Raw genomic sequence first — 17,563 nt, forward strand, 5'->3', positions numbered from 1 at the left:
CGTTTCTTATGACCCTATTATCGCCTCGCTTCTTGATGATAGCCAATCCGAGTACATCACAGTCTGTTTTGTGGCAAGGCGATAGAGCAACTATCCAAGAGTGACTTTGACAGCGCATTTACGCGCTTTTATTGACGCTCCACTTTTCATTATTACCGCCAACAACAAATGAAAAGTGTCATAACCACATTGGAGGTTTGCCATGGCTAGTTCTCGTTCTGTTCTTAATTTTCAATCTTTCACTTCTCAAGCTCTGTCTGCTGATGACGTTCAACTTATCGAAACGTCTGTTGAGCAGTTTGGTGCACCATTACTGATGCTGGATTGCGATATTATCCGTCAGCAATACCGTGCCCTGAGCAATGCACTGCCAAACGTGACTCTGCACTTTGCACTGAAACCGCTGCCGCACCCGGCTGTGGTCAGAACCCTGCTGCAAGAAGGCGCGAGCTTTGACCTGGCAACCAGTGGTGAAGTTGAGCTGGTGGCGCAAGAAGGCGTACCGGCAGAACGTACTATTCATACTCACCCGATTAAACGCGATGCCGACATCCGTGATGCACTGGCGTACGGCTGTAATGTGTTCGTGGTGGATAACCTGAATGAACTGGCTAAGTTCAAAGCGTATAACGATCAGGTTGAACTGCTGGTGCGTCTGAGTTTCCGTAACTCAGAAGCGTTTGCGGACCTGTCGAAGAAATTCGGCTGTACTCCTGAGCAGGCTCTGACCATCATCGAAACGGCGAAAGAGTGGAATATCCACATTAAAGGTTTGTCATTCCACGTAGGTTCTCAAACCATGAACCCGCAAAAATATGTGGAAGCGATCAATACTTGTCGTGTAGTGATGGAACAGGCAGTAGAACGTGGCCTGCCAGCATTGAGCACGTTGGATATTGGTGGTGGTTTCCCTGTGAACTACACCAAACAAGTGATGCCGATTGATCAGTTCTGTGTGCCGATCAACGAAGCACTGAGCCTGTTGCCAGAAACTGTACAAGTGATTGCTGAACCGGGTCGTTTCATTGTGGCTCAGTGTATGATGAGCGTCGCTTCAGTGATGGGTCAGGCAGAGCGTGACGGTCAGACCTGGTACTACCTGGATGACGGTGTTTACGGTTCGTTCAGCGGCCTGATCTTTGATGATGCCCAGTATCCGCTGGTGACTCTGAAACAAGGCGGCGAGTGCGCACCAAGCGTACTGGCAGGACCGACTTGTGACAGTATCGACGTGATTGCTGAAAACATCATGCTGCCTAAACTGGACAACGGTGATTTGATCATCGGTCGCATGATGGGTGCTTACACCAGTGCAACAGCAACCGACTTTAACTTCTTTAAACGCGCACAAACCGTCGTGTTTAACGAGCAAGTGGCCAACTGCGAACGCATGATCGGCTAACATCTGGGCGTCTCAATGACGCTACAGAGACCCACTTATTAAGCTCTCACTCCGGTGGGAGCTTTTTGTTTTGCGGCAGTGCTTGGTATTACTCTTTAAACCCAATCTTAAACACTGTGTTTTGTTCGGGCGATTCAGCGCTTTGCTTTGTGGCGACGAGCTCAAGGATGTCCACATTTGGGCTGATTTCAAGTAAGCTAACGCCTTCTATCTTAACCAAAGATACAGAGTAACAACGGATATCAGCGTGAAATTACTTATTATCGAAGACTCAGAAACGCTGCGCCGCAGTTTGGTGGTCGGTCTCAATCATCTTGGCTTTACCATTGATGATACAGGGGATGGCCAGGAGGCGCTCAGTCTGGCCACGCATCATGACTATGATTTAATTATTCTCGATCTCATGCTGCCAAACGTCAGTGGCCTGGATATTTTGCGCGCCCTGCGTAAACAGAAAAAGCAGACTCGGGTGTTAATTTTATCGGCCAAAACCAAGACCGAAGAAAGGGTAGAGGGGCTGATGCTCGGCGCGGATGACTATCTCACCAAACCGTTTTCGTTTGAAGAGCTGCATGCCCGGATTCTGACCCTGATGCGACGTGGTTCGCTGGATCAGGTGGATCATAATCTGGTGGTGGACGATTTTCGCCTCAATCAACAGGATAAAACCTTCTATTACGCAGAGAAGAGTATTGAACTGACGCCGAACGAGTACAAAATACTGCACTGTTTGTTTAGTGCGCCGAACCGGGTCCTCAGCGTCGAGCAAATCAGTGAAGCGGTGGTGGGAAATTTTGATTATTTATCGAAAAACACCATCGAAGCGCACATTTCTTCGATTCGTAAAAAAGTGCGCGATGCGCAGGGTTCGCTGCCGCTGAAGAATAAGCGCGGCTTTGGCTACGTGATGGAAAAATCAGCTGAGGGTTAACATGTCAGTCAAATCAGTGTATCAGCAATTAGCCTCTGGTCAGGGTGCGAGTTTTACTTCGATAGAACGTAAACTGATCAACTCTGTTTCTCTGGTGTTTGGATTCTTTCTGTTCGCGGTATTTCTGTCGGTTGATATTGGCCTTGATGACTGGGTAGAAGATCAATTCAATCAGGCAATGCTGAATAAGGCCAACTACCTCAAATCCGAAATCAGTTTTAATCACGATAAAGTCGAATTTACCGCTGATCTGCGTTTTTTACCTGAATACAGCTCTGAAGACGATCCGCACTATTTCCAGATCTGGCACGACGGTCAAACCATCGGTCGCTCGCCAACTTTGACAGCCTATCCAAATGTGAATCTGATTGAGCCGGACATCGCGATTGGTGAATTGCGCATTATTGATGTGGTGATGCCAAACGGAGAACTGGGCAAAGCAACCTTGTCGAATTTTGTGCCGCAAAGTGATGATGGCAGTATCGAAGCGGTGTCCATGACGATTTATGAGTCAGCCGGCGGCCTGGATAGCCTGCTGTGGCTGGTGGACGGGTTACTGATCGGCAGTTTTCTGTTGGCGATCATGGTGATGCGTTTTGTGACCAAAACCATCATCCGCCGCGGCCTGGCGCCGCTGGATAAACTGAATGAAGAGTTGAAAACACTGAGTCTTGCTGATCAGTTCTCGGCGCTTGAATTGATTATTCCTGATACGCAAGTAGTCGAAATTGAGCCGATTCGTAAAGAATTGAACCGATTTATCCGCAGTAACCAGCAACTGATTAAAAATGAGCAGCGCATCACCGGCGATATTGCCCACGAACTGAAAACCCCGCTGGCAGAGATGATTACACTGAGTGAGGTCCATATCCGTTATCCGGATGATGAACGCATCAGTAAAACCTATCCGGATGATATTCTGGCCATTGCCAAGCGGATGAAGTCGATTGTCGAAAAACTGCTGCTGCTGCAACGCACCGCCTCTCCGTCACTGAATCTGAGTAAAGAAGCCTTGTCGATCCGCTCAGTGTTTGCCCAGGTCAAACATGATATTGAATTCAAATACCCGAATGTGGAACAACGCCTTGAGCAACGCTGTGAAACCGATGAATGGTTCCTGACCGACCGCTTCAGCCTGGAAACCATACTGATCAATTTGCTTGATAATGCGCTTTACTATAGTCCGGCGCAAACCAGGGTAGAAGTGCGTTGGCGTGAGTTGGAGGGTGACTACGAGCTGAGTATTTCCAATCACCTCAACCATACCATTTCTCAGGAGCAGTTGGATAAAATGGTTCAGCCACTGTTTCAGATTGATGATTCGCGGACCAACAATGAACGCTTTGGTTTAGGGCTTTCTATTATAAATAATATTTGTCAGCAGCATCGCTATGATTTGAGCTTTACCCTACCTGAACCACTGACGCTGATGGTCACAATCCGTATTCCTAAATCTGGTGCTCAGATTGAAGACGAGCATCTTGAGGAAGAGGCTGCGCTTTAATTCGAGAGCACAGCTCAAAATGCAAAAGAGCACTCCGTGTGGTGTGCTCTTTTGCATCGGCAGTCCCGTTCGGGAATGGGCTGTTTTACCGGTTGGTTCCTGGCTGATCTCGACATTCATCCAGTTGAGCAGCTATTTCTGTAGCGATGGACGTTGCGCTATCATCAGCAGCAGTTCCAACAACTATTCTTTACTGATGTCGTGTTTTTCTGCCAGGGCATTGTCCGCTGGGTCAAGTATAGTCCGTGGGTGCAAGTAAACCCCTACGCTCTTTTTCCGGCATACGAATAAACTGGTATTGATCTATCTCCACCGGTTCAAGCTGCAGCCCCAAATCCAGCAAGCCCTGACTGAGTTTCTCTTTGATGCTCTCCATCAAATCGACCATTTGCTCTGCCTTTTTCAACACTGCATAGCCAGATTCGGTCAGGCTAAGCTGTTTGTCGTGGATGTCGGACAGCTGGCGCTTTGCCGGATCAAGCCGAGTCGGCTTCGCGCAACGCTTTGATGTCTTTTGACGGCGGCGCGCCGAACAGGCGGCTGTATTCTCGGCTGAACTGAGACGGGCTTTCGTAACCCACTTTAAATGTCGTAGCCATTGCATCGAGGTTTTCCGTCAGCATCAGGCGGCGAGCTTCATTCAGGCGCAGCTTTTTCTGGAACTGCAGCGGTGTCATCGACGTCATCGAGCGGAAATGGGTATAAAACGCGGATTTGCTCATGCCGCTGTAAGACGCTAAATCACCGACACTGAGTGGTTTGACGAAGTTGTTTTTAAGCCAGTCAATGGCTTTAGAAATCTGGTGGCTGTGGCTGCCAGCGGTGACCAGTTGGTTGAGGCGAACGCCTTGCTCAGTCATCAGCAGACGATAAAAGATTTCACGTTTGATGACAGGAGCCAGAATTTTTATCGTTTCGGGTTCGTCCAGCAGTGCCATCAGACGAATGAATGCGTTGAGCAGGCTGTCAGACAGTTCACCAACGGCAATACCGCTCTGGGCTCCTTTACCGTGGTTAAAGGAAAACTCACTGTCTACGATTAATTGGGAGATCTCTTGCAAATCGAGTTCCATAATCAAGCCCAGGTAGGGTGCGTCTTCACTGGCTTCAATAATGTTAGCGATGACCGGTAAATCAACCGATGAGATCAGGAAGTGGTTCGCGTCATAAGTGTGGGCTTCATCACCAACGATTACCCGTTTGGTGCCCTGAGCAATCAAGCAGATGCTTGGGTTGAGGGTATAACTTGTTGGCGGAGTAGGCGCGTTCCATCGGCTGAGTTTCAGGCCGGGAATGTCTGTCTCAAACTGAGTATTTGTGGTTGTCCAGTTCTCAATTTGCCTGGCCAGTTTTTGTGAAGCGCTGACCATACGTTGTTCACTGCTCATAGGTACTCCACAGATGACCTTAATGGTGATGTGATAGATAAAGATAGAATAGTTATAACAGCAACTTTCTCTATGTAAAGAGTATTAGGCAAGATTGTTGCCAGCTTTAAAGGGTTGTGAAGAACGGAGGTTTGGGTGTTCTCGTTGGTTCTTGCTTCGTTTTTTAAAAGATTATTTGTTTCTAAACATATTATTAAGTTTGTTTTCAATAGTCGGCTCTGTGTGTGCGTGCTCAGGTGTTTACTTGGTTGTTGTTTGATGTTTTGTACAATCAGGCAAGTATTGGCAATGATTAGGCTAACGCAAAATCGCAGACAGGGAGTAAATTGGCACTACAGTTTGGAAGCTTGAAGAAGTCATGGGATAAAACAGGCTTTGATGAAATGAGTGTAAATACTTCTGACAGACACCGCATTTTTCCCAAACTTTAAGAAGTTTTCCTCAACCCAAAATGTCGGAGAGTTGATTATGCAAACAGAGTTTAACCAGAAAGAACAAGCCATCGTACCTATCGCGGCGTTTACCGCCAGCGGAGACATTGAGCAGCTGAAAACCAGTCTGGTCAAAGGCTTGAACGTCGGTTTAACCGTTAATGAAATCAAAGAAGTTCTGACACAGTTGTATGCATACACTGGTTTTCCGCGCAGTCTGAACGCAATGGGCACTTTTATGGGTATCATGACTCAGCGTAAGGCCGACGGTATCAATGATCCTGAAGGGCCAACCGCTTCTCCGCTGCCAACAGATATAACCAGCCTGGAATTTGGTACTGAAAACCAAACTAAGTTGATTGGTCAGCCAGTGTCTGGTCCTTTGTTCGATTTTGCTCCGGAAGTGGATCAATATCTGAAAGCACACTTGTTCGGTGACATTTTTCAGCGTGATGTTCTGAGCTGGAGAGTCCGTGAATTGGCTACTATCGCAGCATTGGCGAATTTGCCGGGCGCAAACAGCCAACTTCAGGCGCACTACAACATCAGCCTGAATAACGACATTACACCAGAGCAACTGCGTGCTTTCGTAGAAATATTGAGCCAGGATTGTGGCGATCAGATTGCTGCAAATGCCGCTCAGGTTCTGGACGCTGTGCTGAAATAACGGTTCCGGATAAGGAGCATTGATCAAATATTCCTTACCCTCTCATTGGTTCTGTTAGCACGCTATCAACGTTGATTTCAGCTCCCCGCAAGTTTGTGGTGCCGAAGGCCGTGATAGCAAGATGAAAATGACGTTAACGCACAGATTAACGTAGCTATTTAAATTTATTTATTACAGGCACCGCGCAAGGGGCCAGGGCCTTTTTTGTCCTGAAAACTCGGCAGAATAAAATCAACGATTCGTGTTGAATATTATTCTTTCTTTCCTCGGCTACAAGCAATTCACCCAAGGTTAAAGAGTGAGTTTGGCACTGTTTACCGCTCATACCAGTTTAGCTGCGGACGATACGAATCTTTCCGGGCTAAATCATGGAGATAATACAATGAAAATTCGTTTCGTTTTTGATGACCGCAGCTTGACTGCAACCCTGAAAGATACGCCAAGTGTGCGTGATTTTGTCAGCCAACTGCCTCTAACCATGGAACTGGAAGATTACGCCAGTACGGAAAAAATTGCTTACCTGCCCAGTAAACTGACTCGCGAAGGTGCTCCGAACGGCACTAAATCGAAAGCCGGTGATATTTCTTATTATGCACCTTGGGGTAACCTGGTTATCTTTTACAAAGATTTTGGTCATGCGTCTGGCCGGATCAATCTGGGTAAACTGGAAGGTGGCCTGGAGCGTTTTACTGCAGAACGTTCGCCAACCGTGACCATTGATCTGGTCGACTGATTCCTGACTGTGAGCCCATCCTTGTGATGGGCTTTTTCTACTTTACTATCTTCATCACGAACTGCCATAAACGGCGCTTTATTGACACGTTTTACCTGCCAGTTGCGCTTCCATTCTTTCTTCTTTACAGCGTACATTTTGTCCGCCTGAGCGCTTTCCGTCTCTCAAACCGCATTTGTGCTTAATAGCCCGCCATAGTTCGATAGTTTTATTTTTATCAATAGATTTAGACTATCAAATTGATTGATACAAATAATATGAATAATGGTTAGTTAGCTACTAGACTCAGAGTCATAGTCATTAAATATTTTGATATTTCTTGCAGTTAGCTGACTCAAACGGTGGGAAGGCTGACAAAAATTACTGAAACCAATAACACGAAAAAGGGACAATGTATGGCAAATCATGACAGTCACTCTGCGGGTCAGTGTCCGGTAATGCACGGCGGTATGACTTCTGCGGGCAAGTCCAATATGGATTGGTGGCCGAATGCTCTTAACCTCGATATTCTTCATCAGCACGATACCAAGACCAATCCGCTCGGAGCCGACTTCAATTACCGTGATGAGCTAAAGAAACTCGACGTTGAAGGACTGAAAGCTGACCTTAAAGCTTTGATGACCGACAGTCAGGAATGGTGGCCGGCAGACTGGGGCCATTATGGTGGCCTGATGATTCGCATGGCCTGGCACGCAGCCGGCAGTTATCGTACTACTGATGGTCGCGGGGGCGGTGCAACAGGCAACCAACGTTTTGCTCCTCTTAACTCATGGCCGGACAATGGCAACCTTGACAAAGCACGCCGTCTGCTGTGGCCGCTGAAGAAAAAATACGGCAACAAAATAAGCTGGGCAGATTTGATCCTGCTGGCGGGCAACATGGCGTATGAGTCAATGGGCTTTAAGACCTTTGGTTTTGGTTTTGGTCGCGAAGACATCTGGCATCCGGAAAAAGATACCTACTGGGGTTCAGAAAAAGAGTGGCTGGCGCCAAGTGGCAGTGAAGGTACGCGTTACTCTGGTGAACGTGATCTGGAAAACCCGCTGGCGGCGGTAATGATGGGCCTTATCTATGTAAACCCTGAAGGCGTTGATGGTAATCCAGACCCGCTCAAAACCGCACAGGACATGCGAGTGACTTTTGCCCGCATGGCGATGAATGATGAAGAGACGGTGGCACTGACAGCCGGCGGCCACACCGTGGGTAAAACGCACGGTAACGGTGATGCTGCTGAACTGGGCCCGGATCCGGAAGGCGCTGATGTTGAAGAGCAGGGCCTGGGCTGGATTAACCATAAATCACGTGGTATTGGCCGAAACACAGTAACCAGTGGTCTGGAAGGCGCGTGGACCACGCACCCAACTCAGTGGGACAACGGTTACTTCAAAATGCTGCTCGAGCATGAGTGGAAACAGACCAAGAGCCCGGCAGGTGCCTGGCAATGGGAACCGGTTGATATCGCAGAGCAAGATAAACCGGTTGATGTGGAAGATGCCTCAATTCGTTGTAATCCGATGATGACGGATGCGGATATGGCCCTGAAAGAAGACCCGGAATACCGCAAGATTTCTGAGCGTTTTTACAAAGATCAGGACTACTTCAACGAAGTCTTTGCCCGAGCCTGGTTCAAGCTGACTCACCGTGACCTGGGGCCAAAATCTCGCTATGTTGGTCCGGATGTACCGGCGGAAGACCTGATTTGGCAAGACCCGATTCCGGCTGGCCGCAGTGACTACGATGTGGATGCTGTCAAAGCCAAAATCGCCGCGAGCGGTTTGAGCGTGAGTGACATGGTTTCAACTGCCTGGGACAGTGCCCGCACGTTCCGTGGTTCGGACAATCGTGGTGGTGCGAATGGCGCACGTATCCGACTGGCTCCGCAAAAAGACTGGGCAGGTAATGAACCTCAGCGTCTGAACAAAGTACTGGCTGTGCTGGAAGGCATTGCTGCAGACGCAGGCATCAGTGTGGCGGATACTATTGTTCTGGCCGGTAACGTCGGCATCGAACAGGCCATCAAAGCGGCTGGCTTTGACGTTAAAGTCCCGTTCAGCCCTGGCCGTGGTGATGCAACGGCAGACATGACTGATGTTGAGTCTTTTGATGTGCTGGAGCCTGTGGCGGATGGTTTCCGTAACTGGCAGAAACAGCATTATGTAGTGAAGCCGGAAGAGCTGCTGCTGGACCGCGCGCAACTGATGGGCCTGACTGCACCTGAAATGACGGTGCTGATTGGTGGTATGCGAGTACTGGGTACCAACCATGCAGGCAGTGCACACGGCGTGTTTACTGACCGTGTCGGCACGTTGACCAATGACTTTTTCGTCAATCTGACTGACATGTCATACAGCTGGAAACCGACCGGTCGTAACTCATACGATATTGTCGAGCGTAAGAGTGGCACAACCAAATGGACAGCAACCCGTGTGGATCTGGTGTTTGGTTCCAACTCCATCTTACGTGCTTATGCCGAGGTGTATGCTCAGGATGATAACCAGGCGAAGTTCATCAATGACTTTGTGGCCGCATGGACCAAAGTGATGAACGCAGACCGGTTTGACTTGGTGTGAATGGTTATATCATCAAACAGAATCAGACTTAAAATTTGGCTCTAAAGCAAAGAAGACTCCCGGTTGGGAGTCTTCTTTTTGCATATGGCTGGCATGCATATAACTTGCATACAGATAATCGGTATATCAGCCAAAAAAGTGCAGCCACATCGCGGATACCGGCATTGCGATCACGACGGCTGGCAGCAGGTTGGCAAGCGGGAAATGGATGGTGCCGCAGATTTTAAATCCGGTTGCGAATACCAGTAGTCCACCGACAGCAGAAAAGTCGCCAATCATGGTTGGTGTGGTGAGTGGCATAATCGCTGCCGCTGAGAAATACAGGATGCTCTGCACGATGACTTGCGGTACGGCCAGTGCGGCAACCGGTAATCCCAGTGAAATGGCAAAAATAGCCGCAGTGAAAAAGTCGAGGAATGATTTCGCGATCAGTAATGCCGGGTCACCGGTAATTCCTTCGTTCATCGCACCGAAAATACCGGTACCGCTGACACAGAACAGAATCATGATTGAGATAAAACGGTCCATATAGGCGTTTTGATCCATTGAGCTATTCGGTGGCGAGACAAAACGTGCAATTAAAGATTTGAGCAGGTTTGCAAAGCGTTTAATTTGCAAATCCAGGTCAATCAGTTCACCGATCACAGCGCCGAGAATCAAGGATAACACGACTGCCGGTAACAACTGCACTTTCATGGTCAGTGAAATCCCAATTCCCATAGAAACCAAGGCCAAAGACCATCGGCATTCGCTCTTTCATGCCTTCGGGAATTTTATTGCCAAATAAATCGCCCAGTATACTTCCTGAGACGATTGCCACTGCGTTGATGAATGGACCAATCATGTTTAAGCCTGTATTCGTAGAATTATTGTGATAGAAAGGAACCGCTCTGCTAATGAGAGACGCGGATGATCAAATTCAGGGTGTGAATTGCATCACGATTTTTTACTATACCGAGTGCATAACTAACTTTTAGTTAATTAATCGACTGAAAGTAAAGTGAAATTAAATCAATGAGTTGCAACATGGTGTTCACTATTAATTGTTGATAGTTATCATGCGTTTAGCATGATAACGTTTGTCTGGACATTTAGACGGATGAAGCCAGGTTGAATCGACAATAAGTTTTGTTGCGATATGTGAAATCATACTTTGCATATTTGGTTTAAATTGTTCGGTAATCATCCGATAACGCAAAGCCAACGGTTGGATTTATCAACTAAAACAGACGAACAGATAAAACAGATCAAACAGATAAAAAGGCGGGTAAGTGAAGCAAAGTGGACATTGGGCAGTACTGCTGGCAGCACTGTTATGGGGAACGACAGGCACGGTTGCCAGTTTTGCACCGCAGATAGGAGCACTGGCGATTGGTGCATTTGCGATGGGGATCGGTGGACTGTTACAAGCATTGTTGGCGCGCAAGCCGTTGCGCCGCAGTTGGCGGGATCTGCTGGCAGACAAACCCTTGTTAGTTTCAGGCGGGATTGCGGTCGCTATTTATCCACTGGCGTTTTATTCGTCAATGCGAATGGCAGGTGTCGCCATCGGCACAGTTATTACCATTGCTTCAGCTCCGTTCATCTCGGCTCTGTTTGAACGTTTCCTTAGCCAAACACAGACCATCGACCGCCGTTGGTTACTCAGTTTGTTACTGGGAGTGGTCGGCATGACGTTGCTTTGTTTTTCCAGCTTGGGTTTCTCCAACTTAGGGTTCTCAAACCCGGTCAGCGACGGTCGCGTTAATTTTGACCTTGATAAATACATCGGGATTGGACTTGGCCTAGTTGCGGGTGCTTCGTATGCCTACTATTCATGGGTGGCTAAAAAAATGATCGACCAGGGAATTCGTTCCGATGCGGCGATGGGCAGTCTGTTTCTGTGTAGCGGCACTTATATTGTTACCGTCGTTATGGTTTACCGGTGATCACCTTTTCACCAGCGTGCGGAATATTTTAGTCATCAGCTATATGGCTTTTGTCCCGATGTTTATCGGCTATCTGGCGTTTGGCTACGGCTTACGTTCTGTGTCTGCCAGCAGCGCTACTTTACTTACTTTGTTTGAACCTGTTGTCGCCGCTGTGCTTGCCGTTGTGGTGGTCGGTGAAATCATCCCGTTTATCGGATGGGTTGGGATTGGTTTAATTTGTCTTTGTCTGATGATTCAGGTGCGTAATAGCAGTGTCTTACCTGACTCAGACTCTCAGTTGCTGCATGTTAATTAATCGATGCGTGGCGATTTGAATACGTTTGCCTGCACATTTCCCAATTAGTAATGGCTCAAGTAATGCCCAAACGTCGATGAAAAAAGGCCTGCAATGCAGGCCTTTGCTGGTTTTCTGCTCTGTTTTTATCTCAAGAGACAGTTTGAATGCAACGGATAGGTTTTGTTACCAGAAACGCTAAGGCCATGGATAACTGCCGGTTTCGATACCTGACAGGTTAAAGCGCTCCACTATCTGGCGACGGTATTTCACCACATCTTGCAGAGGGGCAGAGCGAATCTGCGCGATTTCTTCTGCGGTGTAGGGCCGTGCGTTGACTTTATCTCCCCATTTATCATTGAGATAGTTCATCAAAACCGCGAGGTCATGATTGTTCAGTCCGGAAGCGACCACCCCGGGTACATTCATCAGGTAGATGCGCCCTTGGTCATCATCCATAAAAGCCCCCAGATAGCCGGGTAAGGGAGGAATACCTCCCGGGACGGAACCTGAGCCATCGCTGTCATGGCATCCGGAACATTTCAGGATGTAGTTCTGCTGAGGTGTATTGCTGGTGGCGAATAACATACCGCTCATCACGCTTAAGCTCAGCACTCCACATTGCAACCAACGTCGGTAATGCCTGATTTTCATAACCTATTCTCCGTCGCGTAACTGATGAAGCTCCGGATGAGAGAGTGGATTCTCCTTATATTTGTCAATTAAGTTGGCATCCGGGCCACCGCTCAGATGGTTGATATCACTTAAGATATAGTGAGTGATTTCAACCAGATCAGCAGTTTCAAGATAGTTTTGCGGAGGCATAGCAAATCCCTGATAAGTGTTACCTAAAGACTCGATTTTGCCGCTCATACCACCGGTTACTACGCCGGCGATGTATTGGTCACGGTGACTCCCCAATCGTTTCCAAAGCTCGGGATTGTCCAGAGACGGAGCAAGACCAACAATGCCTTTGGCGTCCAGTCCATGACAACCGGAGCAGTTGGTCGCAAATTTTTCTTGTCCTGAGCTTGCGTTGGCGCCGGAACACATGCCAAGCAATATTGCAGTCGTCAAAACAGAGCGTAACGATTTACTCATTGGCTAACCCCACAAGAGCAGCAACAGTACAGTGATAGCCTTTGTTAGTATTCGCCATACACCAGTTGATATCATTGTGCAGACCCATACGGTATCCGGGACGTTCGCGATCGCTGTTCAGGCAAGCCTCAGAGCTGTAAACGCTGGCTTTACCACAGCAGTCGTTATAAGAAACCAGGTAGTTTTTGTTGTCATGCGGGTTAAGACAGGTGCCGACCCAGGCGACTTTTGATGCTTCAGAGCCTGCTGGGCAGGTGGTTTCACTACCGCCGGATGACGTACATAAGTTGCCATCCAGTGCGCAGTAGCGCCAGTAATCACAACTGTTGGGATCATCGCCCGGTCCTTCCGCCGCAAATACTTTACCGCTGGAGCGATCGAATGGTAACAGCGGCATCATGCCGGTACCGACCATGAACACACCAGCTTTGGCGAGGAAGTTACGTCGCCCGATTTGGCGTGCTGAATGACGCACGGTTTTTTCTGAGAGCCTGTCCATGGCATTCAATAACATTTCGCTGAATTTTTTCATTGTCACTGTCTCCTGCTTAGTGATTAACCGTCATGGTCTGTTTTTGAGAAAAATCTTGGAGTGAGGCGAAGCCGCTCTCTTTAGCGTTGAACAGACTTTCCAACTGTTCACGGCTGTTGATCAGACCTTTTGAAATGATTTGACCTTTCTCGTCCATCAGTACTGAAAATGGCAGTTTGGCGACGCGATAAGCCATACCCAATTCTTGTGACAGCACATAAGGAATGTGCTCGAGTTTATGTTTGGTGATCAGAGCCCGTTGAGCCGGTTTCGTCACCATCGCTGGCGAGAACTACATTTAGCCAGGACGCTTCGGCTTTTTGCAGGCTGTTAATAAGTGGTAACAGTACTTTACAGATAGGGCAGGATGGGGCAACAAACAGCACCAGTGTGCTCTTAGCCTGCTGGCCGCCTAAAGTCACTTCACCTTGGTTAAGAGACATCAGCGTCATCGGTTGCGGTTTTTCTCCCAGTTGTGGACCGTTATTATTGATCATGGCACCAACCGGGGTAATGCGTTCGAACAAAATCCCGACCTGCCGGGAGAGTGCGATAAACGCAACGAAAAGCAGTGCGACAAGCAATGTTAGAAAGCCGACTGCGAACAGTAATACAGTATTCATTAGATGTCCTTTTCCTGATCGTGTTGAGCGATTTTCAAAATCAAATCGTGGTTGTGCATCAGTTGTTCCAGAAGGTAATAACCAAACCAGAGGATGATTCCACCGGCGATAGCCATGGCCAGACTCAGGCTGCTGATAGGCTGAGTCGCTGTCATCAGCATGGAAGCTGCCAGAACAATCAGTGTTGCATTGCGTAGCAGAGTACGGCGGGAGACCACAATGGGTGTGCCGCCGCAGCCACAGTCTATTTCCCGTTGACCGGTTCTCATTTGATGAGCCATCGCTGCGGTGTAACCGCACAGTAAAGCCAGCATCAAACCTTCGCCAATCTGGTTGGTGGCGGGAAAGATGCTGAGTACTATCGCGGTAACTTCGGCACTAAACAGCAACAGTGCCAGAGCGAAGGCGGGTTTTTCGAAATGACGGGAATAGTGACTGATATAGCCGGAGAATCGGCGTAAATCCGAGCCTTTGTGCAATGCAGCCTGAATAAACACCAGCACGAAGAAAGTCATGATGGTCAGGTGATATTGGGTTATCCAGGAAGTGAGCATATTAATAGTCCACCATCAGCATTTGAGTAAATCCGCCGATTTCTTCGACTTCGTGTACTTTGCTGCCTGTAAACTTGTCGCCGCTAAAGGTGTATTTCACCACGCTGCCTTCATCGGTCAGTGTGTACACATCCGGTGATTGAGTTTGAGATACCGCCAGTGAAATGGGTTCATCCGCTTCAATTCGGGTCACGACTTTATGGGTCTTCATGTCGATGCCCCAGATCTCCTCAGCGCCATCTTTGTGGCTGCCTTCGTGGCCTTCTGGATGCATGGTGACAAACATCAGTTTATTCGGCTGGTTGTAGCCAATTACTTCATACCCGCCAGGTAACCATTCACCCTCGATGTTCTGGGTATAGTTGAATTTTTCAGTGAGCTTAACGCTGTCTGCTTTATCGTCCAGGACATACATATTGCCTTTAAACGATGTGAACATCAGTTGGTTGCCATCGCGTTGAGCGGTAATGAACAGGGCATCGTCGTCGGTATCGAAGATTTTCTCGCTTTTGTGGGCGGTATAATCTTTAGCATCGCTGCTGATCACATAGGTGGAAAAGGTGCCGTCGCCACAGGCTGAACTGAATTTGTTGTCATTCTGAGAGGCATAGATACCCCAGCAGCCCGGAGTCGGTATTTCGAGCAGCTCTTTGCCGTTGGCAATATCAACCACAGAGACTGAAGCGGCGGGTGTCGCGTTTTGCACAAAAGCGTATTTGTCGCTGGCGGATAGCTGGAACGAATTCACATAAGCTGCGGATTGCGCCATTTTAGGCGATGATTCAATCTCTTTATCCAGGCTGAGTGAGTTCACATTGAACTTCTGCACTACAGCATCGATATCACCCCAAACGATGCGTTTTGGGTAAACGGATGCGGTGTACAGTTGGGACTTGTCTTTAGACAGGCCAAACTGTGCAATCAGACCAGTGGAGATGCTACCTTTGGTTTGCAGTTCCTCAGAACCAAGCACGGTGATCATACTGGCACCAGACCAACTTTGGTCGATGACGAATACGTTCGGCCCTGGTTTAATTTCTTTCTCTACTGAGACATGTTCTGGTTTGAATTGCGTCGCTGCATATGACGTTGGAAGGAAGATTAAGCCGCTGATAAATAACGCGCCTAGTACAGTTTTTCTCATTGAATGATCCTTTTCGTTTTAAGAAATCATTCTTTAAATGGCAATGTTTATGCCATGTATTTATTTTATTTCTATTGAGTTAAATATACGGTGGTGACATACCTTGTTACATCTGGTCTGGCATCTGTTTCTGTGGTCAACTTTACCGCCAGTATCGCATGTATTTTATTAAAACTATTTTGTTTTCAATGCACTGTTTTGGAGTATGTGCACTAAATTGAACTGTGTTGAATGGCGTAGTAAGGCCATAAAGCACCGCGCTAAAGAAAAGGCTTCCCGTGTGGGAAGCCTTTTACGTTGGGTCGCTGAAAATTATGCTTAGTCGCTGAAGAGCGGGAATTAGAGCACTTTACAGGCAAAACCTTTCAGGTAGAAACCTTCCGGGTAAGCGGTATCGGTCGGGTGATCGGCCGCTTGCTCGAAGCGTTCAATAAACTTCACGTCACGACCGGCATCCAGCGCCGCATCGGCAATGATTTTTTGGAACAGCACCTGATCCATTAAACCCGAGCAAGAGTAGGTCAGCAGCGTACCGCCTGGTTTCAGGATTTGCATCGCCAGCATGTTGATGTCTTTGTAGCCGCGGCACGCACCGTTGAGCTGAGCTTTTGATTCAGCAAATTTTGGTGGATCCATGATGACGACGTCAAACTGGGTACCCTGATCACGGTATTCACGCAGCAGTTTAAATACATCGGCGTTGAGGAACACGGCGCGTTTTTTACTGATATCGAACTCGTTCAGTTCAGCATTGAATTTGGCGGTATCCAGAGCAGGCTGAGATACATCGGCGTTGATAACGCGCTTCGCTCCGCCTTTGAGGGCATACAAGCCAAAACCGCCAGTGTATGAGAAGCAGTTCAACACTTCTTTATTCTTCACGTATTTCATTGATTGCTGACGGCTGTCACGCTGGTCCAGGTAGAAACCCGTTTTATGACCACCAACGATATCGACGCTGATCTTGACTCCGTTTCTCTTCAATAACCACGGATTTAGGCGGCTCTTCGCCATGCAGCACGCCGACGCGCTCCTGCAACCCTTCTTTTTTGCGAACTGCTACGTCTGAGCGCTCATAGATATTGCATTGCGGGAAACATTCTACCAGTGCGGCAACCAAGTCTTCTTTCTGATGTTCAGCGCCGGCACTCAACAGTTGGCATACCAGGTAATCCTGGTATTTGTCGATGGTGATTCCTGGCAGACCATCAGATTCAGCGGCAATCAGGCGGTAACCGGTCAGACCGTCGCGTTCAATGATGTCTTCACGCAGCAGTTGTGCCTGCTGAATGCGTTTGACGAAAAATGCACGGTCGATGGCTTCTTTTTCAAAACTCCAGACACGGGCACGGATTTGAGAATGCGGAGAGTATGCAGCTTTGGCAAGCCATTGGCCTTCGTGGGTATAGACATCAACGGTTTCACCCAGGCCAGGTTCGCCTTCGATTTTGCTGATACCACGAGAAAACACCCAAGGGTGTTTGCGGCGTAAAGATTTCTCACGACCTTTGACCAGATAGATTGCAGGAGTCATTGCGTTACTCAAATGATTATTAGAAAAGGGCGGGTATTTTCATGGAACTGCTGCAGAAAAGCAAACATAGATGAAAAATAGTCTTTGAGATTAAGCACGGTGGAGCAGGATAAAATTGTCTATCCTTGAATAGGTTGAATAATTAGCTCGCAGATTAACTTCAGTGTGCATGGCGTAGCAGTATGATAATGAAGATATTAAAACGGCTATTCACCAGGGATGGTGGCAAGCAGCCGGATTTGGA

The 17,563-nt window shown here is 48.0% G+C and carries 16 protein-coding genes and 2 pseudogenes; 7 read left to right on the forward strand and 11 right to left on the reverse strand.

Going from position 1 to position 17,563, the window contains the following annotated elements:
* The first annotated feature begins 202 nt into the window (after positions 1 to 202).
* From ABDK09_14900 to ABDK09_14910, 3 genes are all read left to right on the forward strand, one after another.
* Entirely contained in the window at positions 203 to 1,402 is a 1,200-nt protein-coding gene (locus ABDK09_14900; GenBank protein ID XAW90639.1) for a type III PLP-dependent enzyme, read from the forward strand.
* Positions 1,403 to 1,649: 247 nt separating this feature from the next.
* Positions 1,650 to 2,333, forward strand: a complete 684-nt coding sequence (locus ABDK09_14905) for a response regulator transcription factor (protein ID XAW90640.1) — start codon at positions 1,650 to 1,652, stop codon at positions 2,331 to 2,333.
* A 1-nt stretch (position 2,334) separates the two neighbouring features.
* Entirely contained in the window at positions 2,335 to 3,837 is a 1,503-nt protein-coding gene (locus ABDK09_14910) for a HAMP domain-containing sensor histidine kinase (GenBank protein ID XAW90641.1), read from the forward strand.
* 232 nt (positions 3,838 to 4,069) lie between these two features.
* On the opposite strand, the gene ABDK09_14915 is transcribed toward ABDK09_14910, so the two are convergent.
* Together ABDK09_14915 and ABDK09_14920 are read right to left on the reverse strand one after the other, a co-directional pair.
* Entirely contained in the window at positions 4,070 to 4,225 is a 156-nt protein-coding gene (locus tag ABDK09_14915; protein ID XAW90642.1) for a hypothetical protein, read from the reverse strand.
* Between the two features lie 88 nt (positions 4,226 to 4,313).
* A complete protein-coding gene (locus ABDK09_14920; protein XAW90643.1) occupies positions 4,314 to 5,225 on the reverse strand; it encodes an AraC family transcriptional regulator in 912 nt (303 codons plus the stop codon).
* 468 nt (positions 5,226 to 5,693) lie between these two features.
* On the opposite strand from ABDK09_14920, the gene ABDK09_14925 reads away from it, so the two are divergent.
* The 3 genes from ABDK09_14925 (at position 5,694) to katG (ending at position 9,626) form a co-directional block, all read left to right on the forward strand.
* On the forward strand, positions 5,694 to 6,323 hold the full coding sequence (locus ABDK09_14925) for a carboxymuconolactone decarboxylase family protein (GenBank protein ID XAW90644.1): 630 nt from the start codon (positions 5,694 to 5,696) through the stop codon (positions 6,321 to 6,323).
* A gap of 382 nt (positions 6,324 to 6,705) precedes the next feature.
* Positions 6,706 to 7,056 carry a cyclophilin-like fold protein gene (locus ABDK09_14930; protein XAW90645.1) on the forward strand — a complete coding sequence of 117 codons (351 nt, stop codon included), beginning with the start codon at positions 6,706 to 6,708 and terminating at the stop codon, positions 7,054 to 7,056.
* 395 nt (positions 7,057 to 7,451) lie between these two features.
* On the forward strand, positions 7,452 to 9,626 hold the full coding sequence (gene katG, locus ABDK09_14935; protein XAW90646.1) for a catalase/peroxidase HPI: 2,175 nt from the start codon (positions 7,452 to 7,454) through the stop codon (positions 9,624 to 9,626).
* A gap of 126 nt (positions 9,627 to 9,752) precedes the next feature.
* On the opposite strand, the gene ABDK09_14940 is transcribed toward katG, so the two are convergent.
* Positions 9,753 to 10,361 carry a DUF554 domain-containing protein gene (locus ABDK09_14940; GenBank protein ID XAW90647.1) on the reverse strand — a complete coding sequence of 203 codons (609 nt, stop codon included), beginning with the start codon at positions 10,359 to 10,361 and terminating at the stop codon, positions 9,753 to 9,755.
* A 536-nt stretch (positions 10,362 to 10,897) separates the two neighbouring features.
* Here ABDK09_14940 and ABDK09_14945 point away from each other — a divergent pair.
* Positions 10,898 to 11,852 (forward strand): annotated as a pseudogene (locus ABDK09_14945) (EamA family transporter).
* A 177-nt stretch (positions 11,853 to 12,029) separates the two neighbouring features.
* On the opposite strand, the gene ABDK09_14950 reads toward ABDK09_14945, so the two are convergent.
* The 8 genes and pseudogenes from ABDK09_14950 to ABDK09_14985 form a co-directional block, all read right to left on the reverse strand.
* Positions 12,030 to 12,485, reverse strand: a complete 456-nt coding sequence (locus ABDK09_14950) for a hypothetical protein (GenBank protein XAW90648.1) — start codon at positions 12,483 to 12,485, stop codon at positions 12,030 to 12,032.
* 3 nt (positions 12,486 to 12,488) lie between these two features.
* The gene (locus ABDK09_14955) at positions 12,489 to 12,932 is read right to left on the reverse strand and encodes a cytochrome c (protein ID XAW90649.1); all 444 of its coding nucleotides are present in this window, start codon (positions 12,930 to 12,932) and stop codon (positions 12,489 to 12,491) included.
* Positions 12,925 to 13,464 carry a methylamine dehydrogenase light chain gene (locus ABDK09_14960; protein ID XAW90650.1) on the reverse strand — a complete coding sequence of 180 codons (540 nt, stop codon included), beginning with the start codon at positions 13,462 to 13,464 and terminating at the stop codon, positions 12,925 to 12,927. Before ABDK09_14960 ends, ABDK09_14955 begins: the two co-directional genes overlap by 8 nt.
* Positions 13,465 to 13,480: 16 nt before the next feature.
* On the reverse strand, positions 13,481 to 13,744 hold the full coding sequence (locus tag ABDK09_14965; protein ID XAW90651.1) for a hypothetical protein: 264 nt from the start codon (positions 13,742 to 13,744) through the stop codon (positions 13,481 to 13,483).
* Entirely contained in the window at positions 13,701 to 14,087 is a 387-nt protein-coding gene (locus ABDK09_14970) for a hypothetical protein (GenBank protein XAW90652.1), read from the reverse strand. Before ABDK09_14970 ends, ABDK09_14965 begins: the two co-directional genes overlap by 44 nt.
* Positions 14,087 to 14,641, reverse strand: coding sequence for a MauE/DoxX family redox-associated membrane protein (locus ABDK09_14975; GenBank protein XAW90653.1), 555 nt, complete (start codon positions 14,639 to 14,641; stop codon positions 14,087 to 14,089). The genes ABDK09_14970 and ABDK09_14975 overlap by 1 nt, the downstream gene beginning before the upstream one ends.
* Position 14,642: 1 nt before the next feature.
* Positions 14,643 to 15,785: an amine dehydrogenase large subunit gene (locus ABDK09_14980; GenBank protein XAW90654.1), complete on the reverse strand. Its 1,143-nt coding sequence runs from the start codon at positions 15,783 to 15,785 to the stop codon at positions 14,643 to 14,645.
* A 339-nt stretch (positions 15,786 to 16,124) separates the two neighbouring features.
* Positions 16,125 to 17,319: pseudogene (locus ABDK09_14985) on the reverse strand (class I SAM-dependent methyltransferase).
* Between the last annotated feature and the right edge of the window lie 244 nt (positions 17,320 to 17,563).

Origin of the sequence: Vibrio sp. CDRSL-10 TSBA (genome assembly GCA_039696685.1) — a bacterium.
Lineage (GTDB): Bacteria > Pseudomonadota > Gammaproteobacteria > Enterobacterales > Vibrionaceae > Vibrio.